This window comes from Phreatobacter oligotrophus (assembly GCF_003046185.1).
Lineage (GTDB): Bacteria > Pseudomonadota > Alphaproteobacteria > Rhizobiales > Phreatobacteraceae > Phreatobacter > Phreatobacter oligotrophus.
This window is the reverse complement of the sequence record NZ_PZZL01000001.1, coordinates 537,418-559,693: the sequence shown is the minus strand read 5'-3', so window position 1 is coordinate 559,693 and position 22,276 is coordinate 537,418. Positions and strand designations below refer to the sequence as shown.

Here is a 22,276-nt window from a genome sequence, read left to right as displayed (position 1 = left end):
GATTTCCCCTGTTACGACAATTGGCCGCGGCCGAGTTGCCCCCGATCGTGTGCGTCAGGCGGCCATCGCCGAGGCACGTCGCCGCGGCCTCGGTGCCGACGGTCCGGTGTTGATGAGCCCGGCCTGCTCCGCCTGGCTCTTCTGGCGCAGGGCGTCGGCGGCATGCTGGTGGCCGTTCTTCATGATGCCGCCGGTCCAGACGCCTTGCGTCGCATTCCAGGCCTTCGAGAAGCCGTCGAGGTGCTTGATGCCCTCCGCGCAGGCCTCTTCATCGAACTGGTACCGGGTGAACTCCTCGCGCATGCCATCGATGGCGGCGTTGAGATCGGTGGTGCGCGGCACGATCTCGACATTGCTGAAACCGAGATCGCGGATCATGTCGGCGTAGGTTTTCAGCACCTCGGCATTGATGCGGCGGGCAGAACCATCGTGCGGCAGGAAGTGCTTGCCCCATACGAAATGCCGCTGGGCCCTGATGTCTTCCAGCCCGCGCACATAGTAGCTGGGCGGCTCGCCGCTGCCCTCGATGTAGCCGACGAAGTTGTCCATCATGTTGACGCGCTGATGCAGCCAGATGGACGTCGCATCGTCGGTGCCGATGTCCCAAAAGGTGTTGACCGGATAGCCGGGCAGGAGCGGCACCTTCCCGATGCGGCCGTCACGGCGTGCCCGCGCCATGGGTTCGGACAACCACAGACCATCGGCCGACACCTCGAACGCCTCTTCGAGGAACGAGGGGTACTGCCGCTTCATCTTGTCCTGGCCACCGGAGAAGGTGGATTCGAGCGTCTTGGCGTACCAGGCGCGCGACCACGGATCGATCGGCCGGCCGATCTTCGCCTCGACGCGCTCGAAATAGGCGTTCATCTGCGGAGAGATCACCTGCAGGCGCGGGTCGAGCCGATATTCCGGGGCGTCCCACCACGAGGCGAAGTGCAGCTTGAAGTCGAGCGGGGTCAGCTCGCGCTTGGCGTCAGCGTTCGCCTGGGCGGTGCGGCAGAAGTCGGCGAACAGGCCGTGCGGCCCTTCGACCGTGCTCTCGATCACGAGGATGCCGGTTGGCGGCACCGCGGGGATGGAGCCCTGCTGGATCTCCTCCACCTTGAGGGGCGAGGCCTGCACGATCTTGCCGAGCTCGGAGATATGGAGGAAGTGGACGGTGCCGCCGCGGACGGACGTGGCGAGGAGCATGGTGGAACCGTTCGCCCACACCAGCTCGGTGATGTTGTCGGTGGTGAGCGGGACCATTTCCTTCACGAAGGCCGGCAGCCGCTCCCATGCGAACTTGATCTTGGTGTTCCGGATCTGCTTCGCGGTGTCCTCGTCCTGGGCGATGACGGCCGACATCGTGCCCGGCTTGAACAGGCAGGTATCGAGCATCAGGATCTGGATGAGGGTCGAGAACCCGCGTTGACGGGCCTTCGGCACCACGTTGCGGTACCACATTTCCAACAGGAACTTGCGCTGCGCCTCGTTGGGGTTGAAGCGGACCGCGACGCCATCCTTGTTCTGGATCCAGTAGAGGTTGGTGAGCCTCCACCATCGGTTCTGCATTGCCGCGACGAGATCCGCCGGCGAGATCGCCTCGATGGAGGGAAACAGCGTGGCGAAGGGATCGCTCATGGCATGCCCTCCCCGGTCAGCGTCCGTCGAGGATGGACATTCCGGGGGCCGGCGACGGTGATGCCGGCGCCGCGGCGCTCGGGGCCTTCGGCGCGCCCGTCTCTCCGGTCGGGGCGTTCACCCACGTGTCGCGGGAGAAGTGTTCCAGCATAGCCCGCAGGGTGTCGGAGACGTCGAGATCTCGCAGCGTGGCCTTCCACGCGTTGATGTCGACGTGCCGGCCGGCGAGCTCGAGGATCTTCACCCGGTCGGCGACCTTCACCTTCTTGATGTAGCCGATGTGGACGCGCTCATCGCCGCTGTCATCGAACTCTTCGACCACCTCGATTCCGGCGATGAGGCCAGTGCGCCAGACGTCGGGCCATTCGTGGATCGGTTTCACGGCACCGTGACCATCGAAGATATCGGAGAGATCGGCACGCACCTGGGCGATGAGGCGGGACAGCACCTCCGTGGCATTGAACTCGATGGCGGCGAGCCGGCGGGTGCGAAGCTCGGAGATCCGCTTGGCGACATGGGGCTTGGCCATCATCTGCGAGGCGGCCTGATCGGGGCGCTTCGCCATGCCACCGGCGCGGCGGTAGGCCTCGGACGCGTTGGCCGTCTCCACGTAGAGGTGGGCGAACAGCTCCTCGCGATAGGTCAGGCCTTCGACCGCGGAGTTATCGTCAAGCAGCTGCGGTGGCGGCGTCGGCGTCCTGCGCTTCGGCATCACGTCCCTCCGGGGGGATCGCCGGCGCTGCGACCATCGGTGATGTCCTTATACTCGCCGGCGTCGAGATCGACCACGGCTGGCGGCGGCGCACTCTCACCCGCGGGGCTCACGGATGCGAAGAGATTGCCTTGGCGGGGTTCTGGTGCGGCATCGACGCGGACACCACTGAACGCATAGACGCGCTGATCCATAATCAGCGGCTGCCCTTGAATGTCATGGGCGGTTCGCCGCGGCGGCGGAACGTCTCTTGAGATCAGGCGAGCCATGGATTGATCCGGTCAGAAGCCGGCACCGCCGAGGAAGGCGCCCGGTGCCAGCGGAAAGAACGTGTCGACCAGCCACCAGGCGGCAGCGGCGATGCCAGCGGCGCCGACAACGGCGCCCACGGTGAAGACGTCGACAAGGACGCGGTCCTCATCCGGCGGTCGCCGCGGCGGCAGCGCGAATGCCCCATCATCATCGAGATCCTCGATGCCGGGGACCGTCGGCAGATCCAGCTCGCGCTCAAGATCGCGGATCCGCGTCTTCCACAGCAGTGGATCCGGCGGCGGTGGCGGGATGGTCGCCTTTCCCATGGGACCATCGCCCGTCAGGCCTGATGGTGGTTGTCGGGGGCGGCGCGGATCTTGTCTATTACGCCGCGGGCCTCGGCGGCGACGCGGGCGCGGCGCTGGGCCGCTGTCTCCCTGCCCTCGGCGATGGCGCGGGCATCCTCCTCGGCCTCCGCCTGGGCGAGGCGCCGCTGCTCGCTGCGGTGCTCGCGGGCCTTGATGACGCGCTCGGCGACGGCCGCGGCGATCCGGAGATCCTGCGCGCGGGCCTTGGCGGCGGTGTGGATCTCCGCCGGCGTCGGCCGGAAGGGGAAGGTAGCGATGATGTGCTCGGTCGCATGGCTGGCGACCGCGGGCGGATAGCTGCACAGGGCCTTGGCGATCTCCGCGACGATCAGGCCGGTGTCTGCGGCTTCGGTCGGGCGAGCCTTGGTGCATGCCATGATCCGGGTCGCCATCGCGGCACCATCGTGCCAGGGCGTCTGGCCGGCGAGCGTGTCCTGCACCGCCTCGATCAGCCGTCGGCACGTCTCGATGCCGGGCAGATGCGAGAGCGGCCCGGAGAGCGGGCGATCGGCCTCGGCGATCAACACCGCAAGGGCTCGGGGGTCAGGTGTAGCCCGGTGGTGGGTTGTCAGCGATGTGGCGGCCGATGTCGATGATGGAAGGTTGCTGGTCATGGCGTTTTCTCGTGTTCAGGACGGTGACAGTGGCGGGCTCCGAAGGATCGGGAGGTGGTCTTGGTCTTGCCGTGACCTGGGCAAAGGCATCCGGCAGAACCTTCTCGAAATAGGCGAGGTTGTCGGCCCGCCCGTTGCGGATCCCGGTGCAGACGACGTCCTCGATCAGCTCCGGCGAGTAGCCGCGGGCCAGCCAGGCGGCGACGAGGTGCATCGACGGCGGCAACTTCCCGACGGCGTCGAAGGCCGCGACGATCGCCTTGCGAACGGCGACCTCGCGCGCGCCATCAAGCACGCGCTCGCTGGGGGGCAGTGAGGGCCCTTTAGGGCCCGAACGGGGGGTGTGAGTTTGGGAAGGGGGTACGGGGGAAACCCTTGTCTCCGGGGGGTGGGGGGGCTGATCACCGGGATCATTGTGATCAGCGTGATCACGCGTGATCACCTGTGATGCCTTGCGCTCCCGGTAGCGGGCCTGCGCCTCGGCATGCTTCGAGCGGCCGGTCGCCAGCGCCGCCTCCATTTCGGCGACGGCAGCCACGATGGCCTCGGCCGGCATCCCGGCCGCCAGCATGTGTTTCACCGCTGTCGCGATCATCGACATGCGCGCCTCACACCACCGGGACGCGGAAGCCCGCGGCGTTGCGGTGGCCACCGCCGCCGAAGGCACGGGCAACCTTGCTGACGTCCTCGCGGCTGTTCTCGGAGCGCAGCGAGAAGGTGCGGGCTCCATAGGCATCGACCACCACGGCCGCGAACGGCGCGTCAGGATGGGCCTTGAGGAGCGCGTGCCCGAGATCGCTGGCGAAGGTGTAGGGCGCATGCGCCACGGGCACGCCAGCCCATTCGCCGATGCGCTGCAGCGTGGCCGTCGGCACCAGCTCGGCGATGCGGGCATCATGGTAGCGCTCGATCGCCGCGGCCTCGGCAAGCACACCATCGCCGGTGAGATCGGCGTTCAGCCGGTCGGCGATGTCCGTCCAGACGTCGAAGTCGTAGGGGTGCGAGCGCAGGAAGAGGGAGAACTTGCGCGAGTTAGGGATGGCGAAGCGCCACAGATCCCGGTCGGCGACGAAGTTGACGATGAGCGGGGGCGGCAGAAATGGCCGGATGAAGCCCCACGCCAGCTGGGCGCCGGACTGGCTCATATCGAAGTGCGCAAGGACGCGATGCGTCGGATCCGTGCGCGGATCATCCAGCATGACCTGCCAGCCGGTGAATTCCGGCGCGTCGGGATGGATCGGGGTCCAGCCCACGGTGAAGTCGCGCAGCTCATCCTGGGCGGACGCGTGATGGTCGAGCACGACGACGGACCGGGCGTAGCGCGCCAATTCGAGCATGGCGTCCCGTTTCAGTGAGAAGTCGACCATCAGGACATTCTTGCCGGCGAGCCCGTCGGGCAGCGGCAGCCCGTAGTTGGTCGGCTCAAGGCGGCAGTCCGGCCAGCGCTGGCGGACCACCCACGCCGCGGCGAAACCATCGTCGCAGGGGAAGTGATAGAGGCAGACATCGGGCTTCCATGCGGCCATGGGCTCAATCCATTTCATCGGCGAGGAGCTGGGAGATCGGCCGCGGGCGTTCCGGCCTGCGGATGAGGGCGCGGTCGCCGTGCTCGGGGCGGGCGCCGCGCGGCAGCACCGTGATGACGGCGTCGCCCTTGATGACGAAGTGGTGCCCCTCATGCGTGACGCCGGAGGCACCTGCCCTCACCGCCTTGGCGCAGATCTCCTCGATCCGCTGGCGGCAACCATCGACGTCGAACCCGTGCACACGGGCGAGGAACTGCAGCACCGCATGGTCGGTGACGCGCGGGGTCATGCCGCTGCCTCCGCCGGTTCATTGAACTTGCGGGCCTCGTTGCCCCAATTGTCCCAGCCGGGGCGCCGCTCCCGCGAGAAGACGTCGACGCGAGGGCCTTCCAGGCGCTCCTCGATGTCGGCGTAGATCTCATCCGGCTTGCGGGAATGCTGCCGCCGGACGGTGATGACCGGGTTCGGGAACGGCTTGCGGTTCAGCGACTGCGGCCGGCCGGATTTCAGGATCAGGAGGTATTCGGTGTTCCCGACGGCCTCCAACCCGTTCCCTCGAGCGAGCGAGTCCCGGTAGAGCCAGAGGCTCCCGGCATCCTTCGGCCAGACCTTCGACCACGCGATCACGGTCGAGTAGCGGAGACGCCACGCCTTGGAGATCTCGGCCGAGCGGATCAGCAGCGGACCGGTGAGCCACAGGAAGACGCGGCCACCATCGGGATGCAGCAGATCCCGCACCGGCAAGGCCTTCACCTCATCGAGGGTCATCCGCTGGTAATGCTGGGGGCGGTTCTTGGTGCCGCCGCTCCACTTCCAGGGCGGATCGATCATCACGACGCGGTAGTGGCGCCTGGGCAGGGGATCGAAGAAGAAGCCGGTCATGGCGCCGCATCCGCGGGGGCGGTTTCGGCAATGAAGCGGTCGCGGGTCGGCGGCGACAGGCGATAGCCGACGTTGGGGACGTTCTGCAGCTCGTCAAAGGACAGCGGCACCTTCTTGCGCAGCCGCGCCATCGCGACGCGGAACGCCGCCTCGGTGCTGGGGCGGAGAGCCGCGGGCAGGTCCACATGGACCACGAAGGGGGACAGGCAACGGCCGCCGACCATCGCGTCGAGAAGGCAGGCTTCCGACGGCGTCAGCCCATAACGCTTCCGAAGGGCGAGAGCACGAGGGGTCAGGGCTGCGACTGCGGCCTCGAACTGCGTTGGCGGACGGGGTGGCGGGCTCGGCGGCGGCTCCCCTCGCGGTTCCGCCCGGGGATCTGGTGGTGGACTGGCCGGCAACAGCGGGACCGGTGGCAACGGGATTTCCGCGGCGACCACGGCGGGGCGGCCCGTGCTGGCCTTCGACGCGGCGTTCAGCCGCTCGACGGCCTCGTCCATCTCCTTCATGCCGGTGGGGCCATGATGGGCGGCATAGGCAGCCATGAACAGCTCGGTGGCCCGTGCCGCCGGCGTCCGCCCGAACTTTCGGGCCTGCTCTACGAGCCGGGTGTAAACCGTCTCGGGCATTGTGATTGTCACGGACCGGCTGTCGGCGCGTTCAGCCTGTGCGCGCATCATCCCCTCCCCTGCGGCCTTCTGGCCGCCCTGCTATGGTCGTGCGGCGTTGGACTGCGATCTGCGGCGCTCGGAGGCGACACGGCGCTTGTAGGGCGGGACGTTCGGCCAGGCGTCGATGAAGGCATTGACCTTGTCGGCGGTGCGGGTGGTGCAGTCGCCCCCTGCCCGCAGCTTCTTGACGAGGTCAGAACCCGCCTCCGCCCGCTGGCCGAGGTGGGACGCGCCCATCCCCGTTCTGGCGAGGAAGGCTTCGATCTTGGCTAGCAGTCGGGATCTGGTGTCGTTCGCGGCATCCATGCACACGATGAGAAACACACCGTAGTGTGCGCGTCAACGGTGCGTGGATTTGCGAGGTGACAGAGGGTTGTGCACGTTTTATTGTGCTCCGCATGTCACAGCTGACGTGGCGCGATCGTCTGCGCGCGAAAATCGAAGAGAGCGGCCGGAGCATGCAGGACATCTCGCTAGCAGCGGGACGTAGCCGCAATTATGTCCGGTCGCTGCTCACCGAGGGGAAGGAGCCTGGGCTCGAGGCCTTCATCCAGCTGTGTGACGTGCTCGGCGCGAATCCGATGTGGATGATCTACGGCGGGGACGAGGATTTCTCGGCCCACACCGAGCTGCTGCGCGAGTATGCGAAGCTGACCCCCGAACAGCGGGCCGGCCTAGCCGCGGTCATGAAGTCGATGCAGCCGCCGGGCTGAGTTCGTCAGGATTGGCGCGCACCCGGCGGGCAAGGTCGCGGATCTGCTCGCCGGTCAGCCGTCCGACGTCGCGCCGGAACCGGTCGGCTTCCGCCTGCAGCGTTGTCGCTGGCGGTGCCTGGTGCACTTGTCTTCCGCCGTCTCCCATCATCGCAACTCCCTTTTCACGCACTTGAGAAGGCGCGCCCCCTCGGGGTGTCGCCCGCCCTACGCTTGCATCAACCCAATATACGCACACAGTAGTTGACGCAACACACGTTAGAGTGCACTCTCCCCTTCGTCCATGGGGGATGCGCCGATGCCTCGAACGACTGTCTTTGCCGCCATTCTGTTCTCCTCCGCCGCCTGGCTTGCCGCGCTTGTCTGGTTCGCCGGCGATGCGCGGGCCACCTGCGAACGGCATGCCAGCACCGCAACCTGCGTCACTCTCCTGCGGTGACGCCATGTCGGATCTTCCGAGAATTGCGGCTGATCAAGCGCCGCTTTCACCGTTCGCTGCGGCCTTCGCTCTCGTGCTGACGCCAGATGACGTCAGGGCACGGCGGACAGCCGCCCTGCTGATGGCGCGCGGCTTCGATCGCAAGACCATCGAGGCCGCGATCGATGACGCTGAACGTCTCGTTCTGAAACAAACAGAAACCACCGGTGATTTATGATCGGGACGCATTCAACGAAATCCGCACGTCTAAATACTCTGGTTGCTGCGCTGGGGACGGAGCCGCGGCGCCCGCGTGAGCGCAGCGACGGGCTGTCCGACATCATCCCCCTGGGGGAGGACTCCGCCTGCATCACCGCGGCCGGTGACAACGCCGCCATCATCACCGTCGTCACCACGACGGAGAAGGGCCGCCGCCTGCTGCGTGCCATCGCCCGGTTCTACGGGATCCAGCCTGCAGGGGTCGACGCGTGAGCCGGGCCCGCACAACCCGCAAAGATATGAGCGCGGTTGCAGGCAGCGTCATGTCCTGTTTCGCGCCGACGTGGTTCGCCGATGTGGCCACTGTTACGCAGGGTCAGCCATGAGCCGGGCCGCGAAGAAGAAGATCACCGGCGGCTCGCCGGCGGATCCCGCGGTGTCCGTTGTGGTCCGCATCCACGATCCGCGGCAGGTCGAGGCCTTCACCGAGGTCGAGATCGGCAAGAGGCGCTACGAAGAGATCGCCTCCGGCCAGCTGAAAGCGATCATCGAGCGCATCGAGCGTCTCGATGACGAGCGCAAGGCGGTCATCACCGACATCAAGGAGATCTTCGGCGAGGCCAAGGCTAACGGCTTCGACGTGAAGGTGCTCCGCAAACTTCTCGCCCTGCGCAAGGTCGACCGCGACACGCGGGAGCAATTCGAGGCCCTGGTCGAGCTCTACCAACAAGCGCTGGGGATGATCTGATGCGGGCGCCCATCGAACTGCGGATGCACGACACCCACATCGGGATCTGGCAGGCCAGCGCGCACGATCCGTCGTTCCGCGATGAGGTTTATGGCGGCCTGATCCGCTTGATGCGGGCGCGCGGCTGGACCATCGGGCAGGATCCCCACACGCGGCGGCACTATGCCTGCCTGTCGCCGAACCATCGGCTCGGCCGAAAGGGCGACCTTCGGTGCTCGATCCAGCTCGCCGGGCGCTCCATCACTGTGGAGGTGTGGGCGGAGACATGGCCGCTGGTTCACTCCAACGGCCACCGCTACGACTTCGACAAGCTGCAGCGCATGACCTATCTCGATCGGCTCCGCTTCCTCTTGGAGCGGCGGCACATCGCCGCCTGGCTCCGCACCATCGCGCCGGTGACCGGTGCCGAGCCGCCGCGGAAACCGCTGCCCCCGATGGACACCATCGCGAGGGAGTATCGGACGAGCTGGCACAAGGATAAGGCCATTGGCCGCCCGGTCTGCACCGATGATCGGAACCGGACGAGTGCCGACGGCGCGCTCCTCGAGCATGGCCAGACGGTCTGGATGCGCGACCGCTCCGGCCGGTGGATCCGCGGCCAAGCCTTCTACCGCATCAACAACGTCTGGTTCATGGTCGCCGGCAGTGATCTGCACTACCCCGGCTGTTTCCAGCTCTATGCGAAGGCGCCGGCGGATCCCCGCGAGAAGCGGAACGCCCGCCTTGCCCGCGAGCGGCTTGAAGCCGAGCACCGCAAGGCGGTGGCGAACCATCGCTATCGCCGCGCCGAGATCCTGCACCGGCTGATCTGCGAGGGCACCGCCGTGTGGCGGATCTGGTCGCGCAAGAACGATGCCTGGTACCGGACCGGCTGCGCCGGCTACACCACCGATCGATCCACGGCCGGGCTCTACACCCGGGCCGAGGCCGAGGCCGAGGTGAGGCGCGTTCCGCACAACCTCGAGGCCCATGGGCCCGACGGTGCGGTGTTCCGGGTCGAGGCTGCGCGCCATGCCGAGGCGGAGCACGCGGCATGACGGTCCCTCTTCCTCCGCACCACGCTGTCGGCGCCGCCCTGGCCGGCATGCGCGTGGTCATTGGTACCGAGAAGGCGACGCAGTCTGCCATCGCTGACGTGTTCGAGCGAAAAGGTGTGCCTTTCCTTCGTGAGCACCGACTGTCGGCCCGAGACATTCCGGACTTCTTTGCGTTCGGCGAGGTCGCGGTTGAGGTGAAGGTCGGCGGCGCGAAGGCGGCTATCGGCCGCCAGCTGGCCCGCTACGCCGAGCACGCGGACGTCAAGGCGCTCGTCCTCATCACCAACGTCGCTGTGGACCTTCCCGCGACCATTGGCGGCAAGCCGCTGACCGTCTTCTCGCTTGGTGCCGCATGGCTCTGACCGTCACCGCTCCGGGCCGCCCTGTGGGCTCTCTTCGCCTCACCGACCGCGAATGGGTCATGGAGGATGTCGAGCCGCATGTGAGCATCCGTTTGAAGCAGCTGTTTCCGCGGATCCCTAAGACAGCGCGGCCGCCCTACCGCCTGCCCAACGATCCCGTCACCTCCGCCGACATCGAGTGGTTCACCTCGCGTTACGCCATGCGGATCAGCGCGGAACATCTGTCCTACCTCGGTGAGCGTCGGGAGTTGTTCGAGCGCGACGTCGCGGCGCGCGAAGCTATCCTTCTGCCCGACTGGCAGCCGCCGGCGGTGACGCCCGGGCTGCGCGAAGGTCAGGTCGCGCGGACCTATCAGCATCAAGCCGTGCAGTTGCTCATGGCGCGCCAGGCGCTCCTCCTCGGCGATGTCGGCGGGCTTGGTAAGACCTATGTGGGCGGGCTTGCCTGTCTGCAGCCCGGCGTCCTGCCCGCCGCCATCGTGGTGGAGGCTCACCTGCAGCGGCAATGGGCCGAGAAGCTGGAAGCCTTCACCACTCTCAAAACCTACATGGTCAAGGGGACGCGGCCAGACCGCGAGAAACTGCCCCCTGCAGACGTTTACATCTGGCGTTACAGCCAGCTGGCCGGCTGGACTAACGTGTTCGAGAAGCTGCGGCTGCGGCTCGTCATCTTCGATGAGATCCAGAAGCTGCGAACCGGCACGGAATCCCACATGGGGGTCGCGGGACTCGTGCTCGCGAAGAATGCGCAGATCCGGCTCGGCCTGACCGGCAGCCCAATCTACGGCTATGGGTCCGAGATATTCACCATCCTCCGCTACATCGATGAGGCGGTGCTGGGCTCGTGGGGTGACTTCTTCCGCGAATGGCTGGCTGACGGGAAGCACCTCAAGGATCCAAAGGCGCTCGGCACCTATCTGCGCGACCAGCACGTCTATCTCCGTCGCACGAAGGAGGACGTCGGCCAGCAGATGCCGCCGGTCAATCGCATCGTGCAGACCGTCGAGCACAATCAGGCTGACATCGACGCGGTCGAGGCGGTGGCCCGCCAGCTGGCCTTGCGGGTCCTTGAGGGCTCGTTCACCGAGCGCGGTGAGGCAGCGCGCGAACTTGATTGGCGCCTGCGGCAGGCCACCGGCCTTTCCAAGGCGCGCAGCGTGGCCGGCTATGTCCGCCTTTTGCTGGAAAACGATCAGCCCGTGCTTCTCGCTGGTTGGCACCGCGAGGTCTATAGCATCTGGCTCAAGGAACTCTCGGACTTCAATCCGGTGCTCTACACGGGCACCGAATCCGCCGCTGGCAAGGAGCGGGCGAAGCAGGCAGCTATCCGCGGCAATACCAACCTCGTCATCATCAGCCTGCGGTCGGGCGCGGGCCTGGACGGGCTCCAGCACCGGTTCAGCGACATCGTCATCGGCGAGTTGGACTGGTCGCCCGGCGTGCACCAGCAGCTGATCTGGCGTCTCGACCGCGAAGGCCAGTCGCGGCCTGTGACGGCGCATTTCCTTGTCAGCGAAGACGGCTCCGATCCCGTCATCATCTCTCGGCTGGGCATCAAGGCCAGCGAGGCGCGAGGCGTCAACGATCCGCACCTCGGCGTGGAGGAGGTGAAGACGGACACCTCGAACATGGTGGCCCTGGCACGCCGCTACCTCAACAAGCACCAGCAACGGCAGCTCGACGCTTTCGAACGGGAGGCAGCCGAGTGAGCTATGACCCCGAAAACCCGCGCGGCCGCGACTTCGCCCGCGTGCTCATCTTCCTCTTCGTCGTCGTGCCGCTGGGCCTTCTGGTCTTGGCGCTGATCAAGCGGTGGCCAGCATGATGCTGACCTTCGGCAAGACGCCTGTTCCGTTCACCGTCTCATGGACCGGCGAGGAGCGTTTCCATGTCGGCCCGTGCGCGCATGTCGGCGGGCGCCTTGCCATCTGCCAGGCGGTCGCGCCGGGATCCGGCAAGCCGAAATTCGGCGCGCCGCACTCCCAGCGCCAGCGGGAGGCAATCGCCCACGATCTCTGCGATCTCTGCGGCCGAAGCCTGCGGAATCGCACCAAGGTGTCGCTCTCCCATGCGGCGCCCCGGATGAACGCGGCCAAGGCCGGCGATATCCTGCAGGTCGAGCCGCTGCTGCACCGGGAATGCGCGGCGCGGTGCGTCGAGCACTGCCCGTCGCTCCGCCGCGACATCGCCGACGGCTCGCTGCGGATCCGTCGGGTGCAACGGCATCAGGTCCAATTCGCCATCATGGGGCCCGAGTACGTGTCGCACTACGTGCCCGGCTATGTGCCCAAGCCCGGGGACCGGATTGTCGGGCACGCCAAGGTGCACCTCCTGCGCTGGCAGGACTGCGACCTTCGCTGGTTGGAGGGCGGCTGACCATGCCGATCCGCCCCGAGAACCGGAGAAGATACCCGGCCGACTGGAAGACGGTGATCGTGCCAGCGATCCGGGCTCGCTCGGGCAATCGGTGCGAGGAACCATCGTGCGGCGTGCGGAATGGCTCCTTGGGCGGCCGGCTGCCGAACGGGCGCTGGCTGCCCGCCGATCCGACCGGAGACGACGGCCTGCGCCTGACGTGGCCGGCGCCCGGCACCTATAGCTGGTGCAGCGACGGCGATCGCCGGGAGCCGCTGCGGATCATCCGGATCGTGCTCACCGTCGCGCATCTCGATCACGACGATCTCGAAACTCGCGACCTGACGCGCCTGCGCCATTGGTGCCAGCGCTGCCACAACCGCTACGACGCCCGACACCGGGCCGCCGGGATCCGTGCCCGCCGCCGCGCCACGGCCGCTGCCGCCGATCTCTTCATTGCGGAGGCGGTCACGCCTGCCGCCGCTGGATCTCCCGCCGCGCCGGTGGGGATCGAGGAGGAGCGGCCTCGCCTTTCCGCTCGTCAATCCGGAGCCAACTCGCACGCCGGGGATCAGGTGGCCCCCTCGTCCCCGGCAACTCCGGAACCATCGCTGCACGCGCCCACGGAGGCAGCATGACCGTCTCGGCTTTTCCCCTGGCATGGCCACAACACCGGCCGCGCACCGCCCATCGGCGGAATGCCACTTTCAACACGAAGGTGAACAACGGCCGCTACATCGAGACGAAGGCGCTAACGGTCGCGGCGGCACGCGACCGGCTGCAGCGGGAATTGGATCGGCTCGGCGCCAAGTCCATCGTGCTGTCCACCAATGTCGAACTGCGGCTCGACGGCCTGCCGCGCTCCGGCCAGGCGGAGCCGAAGGATCCCGGCGTCGCTCTCTATTTCATGGTGAAGGGCAAGCCGCACTGCCTGCCCTGCGACACCTATAGCACCGTCGCCGACAACATCGCCGCGCTGGCCGCCCACATCGAGGCGTCGCGCAAGATCGAGCGGCTCGGCGTTGCCGACCTGGGCGAGATCTTCGCCGGGTTCGTCGCCCTGCCTCCCCCGAAACACTGGTCGGAGATCCTTGGCGTGCCTCGCACGGCCACGGTCGCGACCGTCAACGATGCCTACCGGGGTCTGGCGAAGAAGCGCCATCCCGACCGCGGCGGCTCGCAGGAGCTGATGGCCGAACTCAACCTCGCGCGGGACGCGGCCGTGCGCGACATCGAAGGAACGTCCCCATGAAGATCGGTCATCCCGTGGACTGCTATGTCGGCACCCGCGTCCGCGCCGGACGCATGCGGCTCGGCATGAGCCAGGAGAAGCTGGGCGAGGCGCTCGGCATCACCTTCCAGCAGGTGCAGAAATACGAGAAGGGCTCGAACCGGATCTCGTGCTCGCGCCTGGTCGAGATCGCGCGCGTCCTTGGTCTGCCCGTCGCCTTCTTCTTCGAAGGCCTGCCGGACGATGCCGTCGCCCCGACCGACGAGGCAAAGACCATGGCGAACATGATGGCCACCCGCCACGGCGCCGCCATGGCGGCCGTCTGGCCGGAGGTCGAGGCCAAGGGGCTGGCCCCGCTGGTGCTCAACGTCGCGCAGCTGTCGGCCCACGGGCCGGCCGCCAACCTCACCGCAGCGTGAGGGGGCGGGGATGACCGATTGGAAGCGGCGAAGCACCTCGGCCGACGTTTACACCACCGTCGAGGTTGATCTGGACGAATTCAGCGATGAGCAACTGCTGCAGGAGCTCATCGACCGCGGGATCCTGACGGAGGGCGGCGCCGTCGCCCTCCTGAACCGGCCGGCGGGCAATGCACAGCCCGCGGCGAGCGCCGGCGGTTATCCGGACCTGACGCGCGCGCGAGACGAGCTGGCCATCGGCCGGCGCCACGAGGCGCTGATCTATGTCGAGCGCTACCTGGGCCGCGATTGGATCGGGAGGCTGACGCAATGAGCAAGCCCGAACGCATCATCGTTCCGCTCACGCCGAAGCAGCAAGGCGTTGTCTGGCGGCTCTACGGCGCCGCTGACATCGTGCAGGAGCTGCGAGAGCAAGCGAAGAGGGGGCCGACAGGTCCCGGCTTCGCCTTGGCATTGGCGCTGGCCGAAAAGATCGAGGCGGAGCGGCGGGTCGAACTCGCGCAATCCGCGCTGCGAGCTGTCGCCGGCGCTGGGCACAGCATCGCGAACCTCGATGGCGTCTATACGGACATCAAGGACGGTGTGCCGGTCTGCGCCATCGAGCCGCCGGACCTGTTCGGAGGCGAGCCATGACCGCGCCGCTCAACCTGTTCCGTGAGCGGCCGATCCTGTTCTCCGGCCCGATGGTCCGCGCCATCCTCGACGGCCGTAAGACGCAGACGCGGCGGGTGTTGAAGCCGCAGCCGCCGGTGGGCGTCTCGCGTCTCATCGGACCGGAGATCTATCGCCCGGTCGCCGTTGACCGTCATGGCGACGAATGCGAGGGCGAGCCCATTTTCGGCGTCTATGACGACGACGGGGAATTTGGCACGGCAGTGCCGTTCCAGCCCGGCGACCGCCTGTGGGTGCGAGAGGCCGCGCACTATGGGCCCAACCGCGTCGCCTACTGCGCGGACAATGAGCGGCTGGGGCCGAGCGAGCGTGTCCCTGGCTTCGGGCCCGCCAAGCCCTCCATCCACATGCCGCGCTGGGCCTCCCGCATCACGCTCGAGGTGACCGCTGTGCGGGTCGAGCGGCTGCAGGACATGCTCGAGGTCGACGCCATCGATGAGGGTGCCCTGACCATCGATCTCCCCGCGGTCGGGCCGGCAACACAGGCTGGGAAGCCGCCGCTCGGTGCCTCGCCCCTCGTGCGGTTCCGTCACCTTTGGGACGAGATCAACGGCAAGCGGCCCGGCTGCGCCTGGGCGAACAACCCGTGGGTGATCGCCGTCACCTTCAAGAGGCACACGCCATGAAGGTTCTGACCATATGGCAGCCATGGGCGACGCTCATCATGGCCGGCGCTAAGCCCTACGAGTTTCGCGGCTGGATCGCCCCTGTCTCGCTGCAGGGCAAGCGGATCGGCATCCATGCCGGCAAGCGGCCCGTGCGGAAGGCCGAGATCCAAGACCTGATCGTCAGGCTGCGGAGCGCGAACGCCTGGTCGACGTGCCTCAAACCGGAAGCGCTGCCTCTACTGGAACGGTGGCACCAGCGGCCAGACATGCTGCCGGTTTCGTGCGTGCTCGGGACAGCTGTTCTCGGCCGCCCGCGGAGCGGTCACGACGTCGCCGCTGAATTCGGCGGCCCGGTCAACGATTCCGACCGTCACGGCCACGCGAATTGGGCGTGGCCGCTCACCGACATCAGGCAATTCGAGCCGCCATGGCCGATGCGCGGCGCCCAAGGCTTTTGGGATCTACAGGTGGAGGATCCATGACCGGCCGCGCCTTCACCGTCTTCATCATCATGATCGCCGGCGCCATCGGCAGCTGGTGCCTCGTCTTTTGGGCCGCATGGAGCCGCACGCCATGATCCCGCGCTTCGCCAAGAGAACCAGCCGGTTCGCCGCCCGTCCGCCCCGCGCCTTCGGCTTGCTGACCATCGGGGATCTCACCATCGCCGAAAAGGTGAAGCTGCGGGTGTGCCAGGCGACGTCGCCGGAGGGCCGGTGCGATTGCTTCGACGGATCCAACCAGACGCGGCGGCCATCCTGCGAGACGCTGAATCGTCACGTGCGGCGGATCCTCACCGAGGTTGAGGAACATGTCCGCGAGAACATCGGGGAGGCGAAGCCGTGAACCTGTCAGCGCTGATCGCCGCCTATGGAGACGACAAGGTCCAGTTTCAGAATCTCGACCAGTGCTCGAAATCGCTCAACATGAGCAAGGACGGTACTTTCATCACGTTCGGCACCGAGCAGCGCCTGACCCCTGACGGTACCGTTCAGCTCGGTCTGGTGGTGTGGCTCGACCGCGACCGGGTGAAGGAGATCATAGCGGCTTCGAAAGGAGGGGCGGGATGACGTCGCGCACCCTCGAACGCGGCGCGGCGGGGATCCCCGACTATGTCATCGGGGAGGATGAGATCGCTCGTCGCTGCCAGATGACCATGACCGAATGGCGCCTCGCCGCGGTTCGCCTTGAGGCAGCAGGCTTCCCGCCTATCCACCCGATCCTCGGGAAGAGGTTGAGAGCCAGGGTCGATCAGTGGTTTGATGGGCAGACGGGGCTCGCTCCGATGGGGCCTGCCAAGGCTGCCCTGTATGATGATGGAGAAGAGAATTGGGGAGGCCGCCGTCGTCGTGCCCGGGCCTGACCATTATCGCGCGCCAAGGGCGACGCGAGGCTTGGTGGATCGCGCGCCGTGATCTCCGCTCGCGCGGCTTCGAGCCGGCGACCGTCCGTCTCATGCCCGATCCGCCCACCGACATGGACGCGCCGACGAAGGAAGCGCTCTATGCCGAGCGATGCGTGCGGCTGTGGGCCGACATGCTGGCATGGGCGGATGGCACTCTCCTCCGACCGCATGAGCGCTGGGACGGGACCATCGGCAGCCTTGCCCGGATCTACCAGTCGCACCCCGATTCCCCCTTCCATGCCTGCGTGCCCGGCACGCAGAGGAACTATGTCTCCTACTGCAAGGACATCGTGCGCACCGTCGGCAAGCGCACCATCGGCACGCTGACCGGTCCGGACTTCCGCCGCTGGCACACCAACTGGCTGACGCCCCCCGGCCACGAGGGCGAGCCGTTCACGCGCTCGGCGCAGGCCAAGATGAGCATGGTGCGCACGCTCCTGCGCTTCGGCATCGAGCTCCGGCTGCCGGGCTGCAGTCAGGCCTTGGAGATCCTGTCGACCATCGAATTCGCGGCGCCCAAGGCCCGCAAGCAATTCCTCGAGTTTAAGCACGCCGACGCCATCGTGCGGGAAGGGCTCAAGCGCGGCACCAAGCTGTTCCGGTCCATCGCCATCGGGCAGGCCTTCCAATTCGAGCTCACCCTGCGCCAGACGGACGTGATCGGCACGTGGGAGAAGCCCCGCGGCCCCTACAAGATGCCGCCGGGCGCCGTGCAGGTCGGGCAGGAGGTCTGGCTGCCGGGCCTGACGTGGGAGATCATCCAGGGCGGCCGGGCCGCTGGCGAGACGTCGAAGACCGATCACCCCTTCGACTTCGATCTGTCGCTCTACCCGCTGGTGCAGCTGGCGATAGCGGCCGTTCCTGCGGAGGAGCGAAAGGGCCCCCTCGTCGTCACCAACAGCGGCGAGCCCATCGGCCCCCTGATCTACTCGCGGAATTGGCGCAAGCTCGCCGACGCGGTCGGTGTCCCGGCGAACGTCTGGAACCGGGACAGCCGCGCCGGCGGCGTCACCGAGGCCACCGATGCCGACGCCCCGCTCGAATCAGTCCGGCACCATGCGCAGCATTCCGATGTCCGGACGACGGCCCGCTACTCGCGCAACGCGGCGAAGAAGACGGCGGAGGTGGCGCGGATCCGCGTGGCCTCTCGCGGTCAGAACAAGCCGTGAATCGAGTTTTCTAACGGGTTTTCTAACATTCTCTAACGGATCGGGGCTAAGTGCTGGAGCGGGTAGCGGGAATCGAACCCGCGTATTCAGCTTGGAAGGCTGCTGCTCTACCATTGAGCTATACCCGCGCCGGTTCGGCGAGTGACCATATTTGCGGCCGCCGATCAAGGGGCGACGGTCTGCCGTGCACCCGCGGCGCTTGTGGCGGCGGCCATAAGCCGGCTCAATCGCGGCCCCTTTTTGCGACAGCGGGCCGCAAGGCATCGCCCCCTCCATGACCGACGCGCTTCCCTCGCCCGCCGACAGCGTCCGCCTCCTGCCGCTCGCCGCCCCCTTGGCGGTGACGCAGATGATCGGCTGGGGCACGACCTTCTGGTTGCCGGCGGTCATGGTCGGACCGCTGACGCGTGATCTCGGCATCGCGCCGGAAGCGGTGTTTGGCGGCATCACCGTGATGCTCTTGGTGGGCGCTGCCGCCGCGCCGCGATTCGGCCGGATCATCGATCGCAGCGGGTCGCGCTGGCCCATGGCCTGCGGGTCGCTCGTCTTCGCCGCCGCGCTCGCCGTGCTCTCGCAGGCGACCGGACTTGCCGGCTATGTCGCGGCCTGGATGCTCATCGGGCTCGGCACGCCCCTCGCCCTGACCCAGGCGGCGGCCGCCGCCATGTCGCAGCTCGCCGGCCCCCGCGCCCGCCAAGGCATCGGTCTCCTGATGCTGCTTGGCGGCTTCTCCTCCAGCATCTTCTGGCCGCTCTCGGCCTTTCTCGACGCCCAGATCGGCTGGCGGGCCATGTGCCTCGTCTTCGCTGCCCTGCATGTCCTGGTCTGCGTGCCGATCCATCTTGTGGCGCTGAGACCCCGCGCCTCCCGGGACGGCGACAGCGCGGCCCCGCGGCCGGTCGCCACTCCGAGCCTTGCCCCGGAGCGACGGCGCTCGGCCTTCACCCTGATGGCCGTCGCCTTCTCGCTCGCCGGCTTCGTCTCCTGGGGCCTGCCGCTGCAGATCGTCGAGATTCTCAAGGCCTATGGCCATCCCGTCGCCTTCGCCATCTTCGCCGGCAGCCTGATGGGCCCGGCGCAGGTCATCTCGCGGCTTGGCGAGATCGTCTTCGGCCGCTCGACGGGCATCCTCACGGTCGGCGTCGTCACCTCGGCGATCATGCCCATCGCGGTGGTCCTGCCGATCCTGTCGCCGGCCTCAGCCGGCCTCGCCACGGCTTTCGTCATCGGCTACGGCATGTCGGCTGGCGCCATGACGGTGGTGCGCTCGGTCGCTCCCCTCGCCCTCTTCGGCAAGGACGCCTACGCCACCATGACGGGCTGGCTCACCCTGCCGCAGAACATCGTCTTCGCCCTCGCCCCCATGGCCTTCGCCTTCGTCATGCGCACGGCCGGCCCAACCGCGACGCTCGCCATGTCCTGCGGCGCCGCCCTCATCGCGCTCGGCACCATGGCGATGCTGGAGCGCCGCTTCCGCAACGACGCCGTCGCCTGATTCCGCCGCGTGTGGCCGGAGCCGGCTTTCGCGTTTGACGATAGTTTCATCTGCAACTATATGAGGACAACACCACCCGGAGGAGCCCCCATGACCCTGCAATATGTGACGGGCTTCGTGCCCACGGATGGCCGCGGCGGCGGATCGCTGCAGTACATGTCGGGCTTCGGCAATTCCTTCGAGACGGAGGCCCTGCCCGGCGCGCTGCCGATCGGCCGCAATTCGCCGCAGAAGTGCAATTACGGGCTCTATGCCGAGCAGCTCTCGGGCTCGCCCTTCACCGCGCCGCAGGCGACGAACCAGCGCTCCTGGCTCTACCGCATCCGCCCCTCGGTGAAACATTCGGGCCGCTACCGGAAGGTCGACAAGGGCCTGACCCGCACCGCTCCCGAAGCGCGGAACGAGAGCCAGCTGCCCATCGACCAGATGCGCTGGGACCCGACGCCGATCCCGACCGATGCGGTGACCTTCGTCAATGGCCTGTGGACCGTCACCACGGCGGGCGATGCCGACACGCAGGTCGGCATGGCCGCCCATGTGCTGGTGGTCACCCGCTCGATGACGAACGAGTACTTCTTCAACGCCGACGGTGAGTTCCTGATCGTGGCGCAGGAGAATCGTCTGCGCTTCCGCACCGAGTTCGGCGTCATCGAGATCGAGCCGGGCGAGATCTGCGTCATCCCCCGCGGCATCGTCTTCAAGGTCGAGCTCGTGAACGGCCCGGCCCGGGCCTATGTCTGCGAGAACTATGGCGGCGCCTTCACCGTGCCGGATCGCGGACCGATCGGCGCCAATTGCCTCGCCAATTCCCGCGATTTCCTTACGCCGGTCGCGTCCTACGAGGATCGCGAGGAGCCCTCGACCATGTATGCCAAGTGGGGCGGCGAGTTCTATGCCGCGACCATCGGCCAGTCACCGCTCGATGTCGTCGCCTGGCATGGCAACTACTACCCCTACAAATACGACCTGAGGCATTTCTCGCCGGTAGGGCCGATCCTGTTCGACCATGCCGATCCCTCGATCTTCACGGTGATGACCGCGCCCTCCGAGACGCCCGGCACGGCCAATGTCGATTTCGTCATCTTCCCGGAGCGCTGGATGGTCGGCGAGAACACGTTCCGCCCGCCCTGGTACCATCGCAACCTCATGAGCGAGTTCATGGGGCTGATCTACGGCGTCTATGACGCCAAGCCCGAGGGCTTCGTGCCGGGCGGCATGAGCCTGCACAATTGCATGCTGCCGCACGGGCCGGATGCCCCGGCCTTCGAACATGCCAGCACCATGGAGCTCAAACCGGCCAAGCTGACCGGCACCATGGCCTTCATGTTCGAGACCCGCTTCCCCCAGCGCGTGACCAAATGGGCGAGCGAACTCTCGACCCTCCAGCCGAACTATGCGGACTGCTGGACGGGCCTGAAGAAGCACTTCGATCCGGCGAAGAAGGAGCCGCGCTGAGCGGCTCCGCCGTCAGCTCACCACCGGCAGGTCCACGATGTCGTAGGCATGGGCGATGGTGCGCTTCAGGACGGGGTCGATCAGCTCCATCTCGAAGCGCGCCGCCGGGCGGATGCCGCCGATGGCGCCCAGCGTGCCGCCGAACATCAGCGTGCCCGGCAGGAGCGTGTCCTTCCCCGTCCACTTGGCGATGAGGTCGGCGGGCGGGCGAAGGGCTGCGAGCGTGCCCTCCTGGTAGACCACGCGCTCGCCGGCGATGACCACATGGGCGCGCAGCTGCAGCTCGTCCCAGTGCGGGGCGACCTCCTCGTATTTCCAGAGCACAGTCGCCACGGGCTTGGCGCACATCTGCTTCGACAGGGCGATGCCATAGGTCTCGGCCTTGCGGTCGGTATGGTCGGACCCGACCGTCACCCAGAGGCCATCGGCCAGCGACACGACCACCGGCTCGATCTCGCCGGAGGAATCGGGGCCGAGCACCTCGACGCGGTGGCTCTGGGTCACCAGCGAGGCCGCCCCGCGGTAGAAGACCGGCACCGAGGAGGGCGGCGGCACGCCGATGGCGGCGAGTTCCTCGATGTGGTGCTGGATCGCCGCGGCGTCGCGGCCGGCCCAGCCGGCCACCACCAGCGTCTCGAGCTCCATCGCGATGCGGTCGGAGCGACCGGCGGCGTAGCGGGTGAAGGACAGCATCGTGAAACTCCGGTCGGATGGTGCGCGAGCCATAGCGCGCAACGGCGCGGCGCGCCATCGACGGGGCCGCGACAGCCGCGCAAGGCAGCCGCGCTAAGCTTAACAACGGGGCGTGGTTGCCGCCGCCCGGCGCTTCGGCTTTGATCCCGCCGACACTCCAGGGAGGGGACCACCATGCAGCCGATGAGCCCCGGCATCACCAAGGCCGGAACGGGTATCGACGGGATCGTCTGGAACATTCTCGGCCAGACCTATGTGCCGAAGCAGGTCAGCGAGACCTCGATGTCCTGGCACGCCACCTTCCCGCCCGGCACCTTCGTGCCGCCGCACATCCATCCGACCCAGGACGAGTTCATCTACATGCTCGAGGGCCGGTTCGACCTGGTGCTCGAGGGCAAGGAATTCGTCGCCACTGCCGGCGACCTGATCCGCCTGCCGATGGGCCTCTCCCACGGCATCTTCAACAAGACCGACCAGACGGTGAAGTGCTTCTTCTGGGTCTCGCCGACCCGCAAGCTCTACGACCTGTTCTGGGGCATCCATTCGCTGCCCGAGCAGAACCCCGACGCGGTCGTCGCCCTCTCGGCCAAGCACGAGGTCGTCTTCCTGCCGCCGCCTCCCGGCGCCTGAGG

Annotated in this window: 35 protein-coding genes and 1 tRNA gene; 23 read left to right on the top strand and 13 right to left on the bottom strand. The window is 67.3% G+C overall.

The window, feature by feature from the left end; genetic code table 11:
* Positions 1-54: 54 nt before the first annotated feature.
* From C8P69_RS02790 to C8P69_RS02745, 11 genes are all read right to left on the bottom strand, one after another.
* Positions 55-1,623 (bottom strand): hypothetical protein, encoded by a 1,569-nt coding sequence (locus C8P69_RS02790; RefSeq protein WP_108174327.1) that lies wholly within the window; start codon positions 1,621-1,623, stop codon positions 55-57.
* Between the two features lie 16 nt (positions 1,624-1,639).
* Positions 1,640-2,335, bottom strand: a complete 696-nt coding sequence (locus C8P69_RS02785) for a terminase small subunit (RefSeq protein WP_108174326.1) — start codon at positions 2,333-2,335, stop codon at positions 1,640-1,642.
* A complete protein-coding gene (locus tag C8P69_RS23410) occupies positions 2,335-2,604 on the bottom strand; it encodes a hypothetical protein (RefSeq protein ID WP_146167272.1) in 270 nt (89 codons plus the stop codon). The genes C8P69_RS02785 and C8P69_RS23410 overlap by 1 nt, the downstream gene beginning before the upstream one ends.
* A gap of 12 nt (positions 2,605-2,616) precedes the next feature.
* Positions 2,617-2,913 carry a hypothetical protein gene (locus C8P69_RS02780; protein WP_108174325.1) on the bottom strand — a complete coding sequence of 99 codons (297 nt, stop codon included), beginning with the start codon at positions 2,911-2,913 and terminating at the stop codon, positions 2,617-2,619.
* A gap of 14 nt (positions 2,914-2,927) precedes the next feature.
* Entirely contained in the window at positions 2,928-3,482 is a 555-nt protein-coding gene (locus C8P69_RS02775) for a hypothetical protein (protein ID WP_146167271.1), read from the bottom strand.
* Positions 3,483-3,498: 16 nt separating this feature from the next.
* Positions 3,499-4,170: a hypothetical protein gene (locus C8P69_RS02770; protein ID WP_108174323.1), complete on the bottom strand. Its 672-nt coding sequence runs from the start codon at positions 4,168-4,170 to the stop codon at positions 3,499-3,501.
* A gap of 7 nt (positions 4,171-4,177) precedes the next feature.
* Complete coding sequence (locus C8P69_RS02765) at positions 4,178-5,095, bottom strand: phosphohydrolase (RefSeq protein ID WP_108174322.1); 918 nt, start codon at positions 5,093-5,095, stop codon at positions 4,178-4,180.
* A 4-nt stretch (positions 5,096-5,099) separates the two neighbouring features.
* Positions 5,100-5,384 (bottom strand): hypothetical protein, encoded by a 285-nt coding sequence (locus C8P69_RS02760; protein WP_108174321.1) that lies wholly within the window; start codon positions 5,382-5,384, stop codon positions 5,100-5,102.
* Complete coding sequence (locus C8P69_RS02755) at positions 5,381-5,977, bottom strand: MT-A70 family methyltransferase (RefSeq protein ID WP_108174320.1); 597 nt, start codon at positions 5,975-5,977, stop codon at positions 5,381-5,383. The genes C8P69_RS02760 and C8P69_RS02755 overlap by 4 nt, the downstream gene beginning before the upstream one ends.
* Positions 5,974-6,606: a helix-turn-helix domain-containing protein gene (locus C8P69_RS23405; RefSeq protein WP_146167270.1), complete on the bottom strand. Its 633-nt coding sequence runs from the start codon at positions 6,604-6,606 to the stop codon at positions 5,974-5,976. Before C8P69_RS23405 ends, C8P69_RS02755 begins: the two co-directional genes overlap by 4 nt.
* An 81-nt stretch (positions 6,607-6,687) precedes the next feature.
* Positions 6,688-6,885 (bottom strand): hypothetical protein, encoded by a 198-nt coding sequence (locus C8P69_RS02745; RefSeq protein WP_108174318.1) that lies wholly within the window; start codon positions 6,883-6,885, stop codon positions 6,688-6,690.
* Positions 6,886-7,046: 161 nt separating this feature from the next.
* Here C8P69_RS02745 and C8P69_RS02740 point away from each other — a divergent pair, with 161 nt between their 5' ends.
* The 20 genes from C8P69_RS02740 to C8P69_RS02655 all read left to right on the top strand — a co-directional run bounded on the left by C8P69_RS02740 (position 7,047) and on the right by C8P69_RS02655 (position 18,001).
* On the top strand, positions 7,047-7,361 hold the full coding sequence (locus C8P69_RS02740) for a helix-turn-helix transcriptional regulator (RefSeq protein WP_108174317.1): 315 nt from the start codon (positions 7,047-7,049) through the stop codon (positions 7,359-7,361).
* A 298-nt stretch (positions 7,362-7,659) separates the two neighbouring features.
* A complete protein-coding gene (locus tag C8P69_RS23720; protein WP_170118098.1) occupies positions 7,660-7,800 on the top strand; it encodes a hypothetical protein in 141 nt (46 codons plus the stop codon).
* A gap of 4 nt (positions 7,801-7,804) precedes the next feature.
* The gene (locus tag C8P69_RS23400; protein ID WP_146167269.1) at positions 7,805-8,017 is read left to right on the top strand and encodes a hypothetical protein; all 213 of its coding nucleotides are present in this window, start codon (positions 7,805-7,807) and stop codon (positions 8,015-8,017) included.
* Positions 8,014-8,271 carry a hypothetical protein gene (locus tag C8P69_RS02735; protein WP_108174316.1) on the top strand — a complete coding sequence of 86 codons (258 nt, stop codon included), beginning with the start codon at positions 8,014-8,016 and terminating at the stop codon, positions 8,269-8,271. The genes C8P69_RS23400 and C8P69_RS02735 overlap by 4 nt, the downstream gene beginning before the upstream one ends.
* A 109-nt stretch (positions 8,272-8,380) precedes the next feature.
* Positions 8,381-8,746, top strand: a complete 366-nt coding sequence (locus C8P69_RS02730) for a DUF2312 domain-containing protein (protein WP_108174315.1) — start codon at positions 8,381-8,383, stop codon at positions 8,744-8,746.
* Positions 8,746-9,783 carry a hypothetical protein gene (locus C8P69_RS02725; RefSeq protein ID WP_108174314.1) on the top strand — a complete coding sequence of 346 codons (1,038 nt, stop codon included), beginning with the start codon at positions 8,746-8,748 and terminating at the stop codon, positions 9,781-9,783. Before C8P69_RS02730 ends, C8P69_RS02725 begins: the two co-directional genes overlap by 1 nt.
* Positions 9,780-10,145, top strand: a complete 366-nt coding sequence (locus C8P69_RS02720; protein WP_108174313.1) for a hypothetical protein — start codon at positions 9,780-9,782, stop codon at positions 10,143-10,145. Before C8P69_RS02725 ends, C8P69_RS02720 begins: the two co-directional genes overlap by 4 nt.
* A complete protein-coding gene (locus tag C8P69_RS02715) occupies positions 10,136-11,854 on the top strand; it encodes an SNF2-related protein (protein WP_108174312.1) in 1,719 nt (572 codons plus the stop codon). The genes C8P69_RS02720 and C8P69_RS02715 overlap by 10 nt, the downstream gene beginning before the upstream one ends.
* A 112-nt stretch (positions 11,855-11,966) precedes the next feature.
* Entirely contained in the window at positions 11,967-12,521 is a 555-nt protein-coding gene (locus C8P69_RS02710; protein ID WP_108174571.1) for a hypothetical protein, read from the top strand.
* Positions 12,522-12,523: 2 nt separating this feature from the next.
* Entirely contained in the window at positions 12,524-13,138 is a 615-nt protein-coding gene (locus C8P69_RS02705; RefSeq protein ID WP_146167268.1) for a hypothetical protein, read from the top strand.
* Positions 13,135-13,752: a J domain-containing protein gene (locus tag C8P69_RS02700; protein ID WP_108174310.1), complete on the top strand. Its 618-nt coding sequence runs from the start codon at positions 13,135-13,137 to the stop codon at positions 13,750-13,752. Before C8P69_RS02705 ends, C8P69_RS02700 begins: the two co-directional genes overlap by 4 nt.
* Positions 13,749-14,150, top strand: coding sequence for a helix-turn-helix domain-containing protein (locus C8P69_RS02695; protein ID WP_108174309.1), 402 nt, complete (start codon positions 13,749-13,751; stop codon positions 14,148-14,150). The genes C8P69_RS02700 and C8P69_RS02695 overlap by 4 nt, the downstream gene beginning before the upstream one ends.
* A 10-nt stretch (positions 14,151-14,160) precedes the next feature.
* Complete coding sequence (locus C8P69_RS02690) at positions 14,161-14,463, top strand: hypothetical protein (RefSeq protein WP_108174308.1); 303 nt, start codon at positions 14,161-14,163, stop codon at positions 14,461-14,463.
* Positions 14,460-14,783 carry a hypothetical protein gene (locus C8P69_RS02685; RefSeq protein WP_108174307.1) on the top strand — a complete coding sequence of 108 codons (324 nt, stop codon included), beginning with the start codon at positions 14,460-14,462 and terminating at the stop codon, positions 14,781-14,783. Before C8P69_RS02690 ends, C8P69_RS02685 begins: the two co-directional genes overlap by 4 nt.
* Positions 14,780-15,448 (top strand): hypothetical protein, encoded by a 669-nt coding sequence (locus C8P69_RS02680; RefSeq protein ID WP_108174306.1) that lies wholly within the window; start codon positions 14,780-14,782, stop codon positions 15,446-15,448. The genes C8P69_RS02685 and C8P69_RS02680 overlap by 4 nt, the downstream gene beginning before the upstream one ends.
* Positions 15,445-15,912: an ASCH domain-containing protein gene (locus tag C8P69_RS02675; protein ID WP_108174305.1), complete on the top strand. Its 468-nt coding sequence runs from the start codon at positions 15,445-15,447 to the stop codon at positions 15,910-15,912. The genes C8P69_RS02680 and C8P69_RS02675 overlap by 4 nt, the downstream gene beginning before the upstream one ends.
* A 91-nt stretch (positions 15,913-16,003) precedes the next feature.
* A complete protein-coding gene (locus C8P69_RS02670; protein ID WP_108174304.1) occupies positions 16,004-16,273 on the top strand; it encodes a hypothetical protein in 270 nt (89 codons plus the stop codon).
* The gene (locus C8P69_RS02665; protein WP_108174303.1) at positions 16,270-16,497 is read left to right on the top strand and encodes a hypothetical protein; all 228 of its coding nucleotides are present in this window, start codon (positions 16,270-16,272) and stop codon (positions 16,495-16,497) included. The genes C8P69_RS02670 and C8P69_RS02665 overlap by 4 nt, the downstream gene beginning before the upstream one ends.
* Positions 16,494-16,790 carry a hypothetical protein gene (locus C8P69_RS02660; protein ID WP_108174302.1) on the top strand — a complete coding sequence of 99 codons (297 nt, stop codon included), beginning with the start codon at positions 16,494-16,496 and terminating at the stop codon, positions 16,788-16,790. Before C8P69_RS02665 ends, C8P69_RS02660 begins: the two co-directional genes overlap by 4 nt.
* A 92-nt stretch (positions 16,791-16,882) precedes the next feature.
* Positions 16,883-18,001, top strand: coding sequence for a site-specific integrase (locus C8P69_RS02655; RefSeq protein WP_108174301.1), 1,119 nt, complete (start codon positions 16,883-16,885; stop codon positions 17,999-18,001).
* A gap of 54 nt (positions 18,002-18,055) precedes the next feature.
* Here the strand turns inward: C8P69_RS02655 and C8P69_RS02650 are convergent.
* Positions 18,056-18,129, bottom strand: a tRNA-Gly gene (locus tag C8P69_RS02650).
* A gap of 146 nt (positions 18,130-18,275) precedes the next feature.
* Here C8P69_RS02650 and C8P69_RS02645 point away from each other — a divergent pair.
* A complete protein-coding gene (locus C8P69_RS02645) occupies positions 18,276-19,496 on the top strand; it encodes an MFS transporter (protein WP_108174300.1) in 1,221 nt (406 codons plus the stop codon).
* Between the two features lie 90 nt (positions 19,497-19,586).
* The gene (gene hmgA / locus C8P69_RS02640) at positions 19,587-20,951 is read left to right on the top strand and encodes a homogentisate 1,2-dioxygenase (protein ID WP_108174299.1); all 1,365 of its coding nucleotides are present in this window, start codon (positions 19,587-19,589) and stop codon (positions 20,949-20,951) included.
* A gap of 12 nt (positions 20,952-20,963) precedes the next feature.
* Here the strand turns inward: hmgA and C8P69_RS02635 are convergent, their stop codons facing one another.
* Complete coding sequence (locus tag C8P69_RS02635) at positions 20,964-21,644, bottom strand: DUF2848 domain-containing protein (RefSeq protein ID WP_108174298.1); 681 nt, start codon at positions 21,642-21,644, stop codon at positions 20,964-20,966.
* 174 nt (positions 21,645-21,818) lie between these two features.
* Here C8P69_RS02635 and C8P69_RS02630 point away from each other — a divergent pair, with 174 nt between their 5' ends.
* A complete protein-coding gene (locus C8P69_RS02630; RefSeq protein WP_108174297.1) occupies positions 21,819-22,274 on the top strand; it encodes a cupin domain-containing protein in 456 nt (151 codons plus the stop codon).
* The last annotated feature ends 2 nt before the right edge of the window (positions 22,275-22,276 follow it).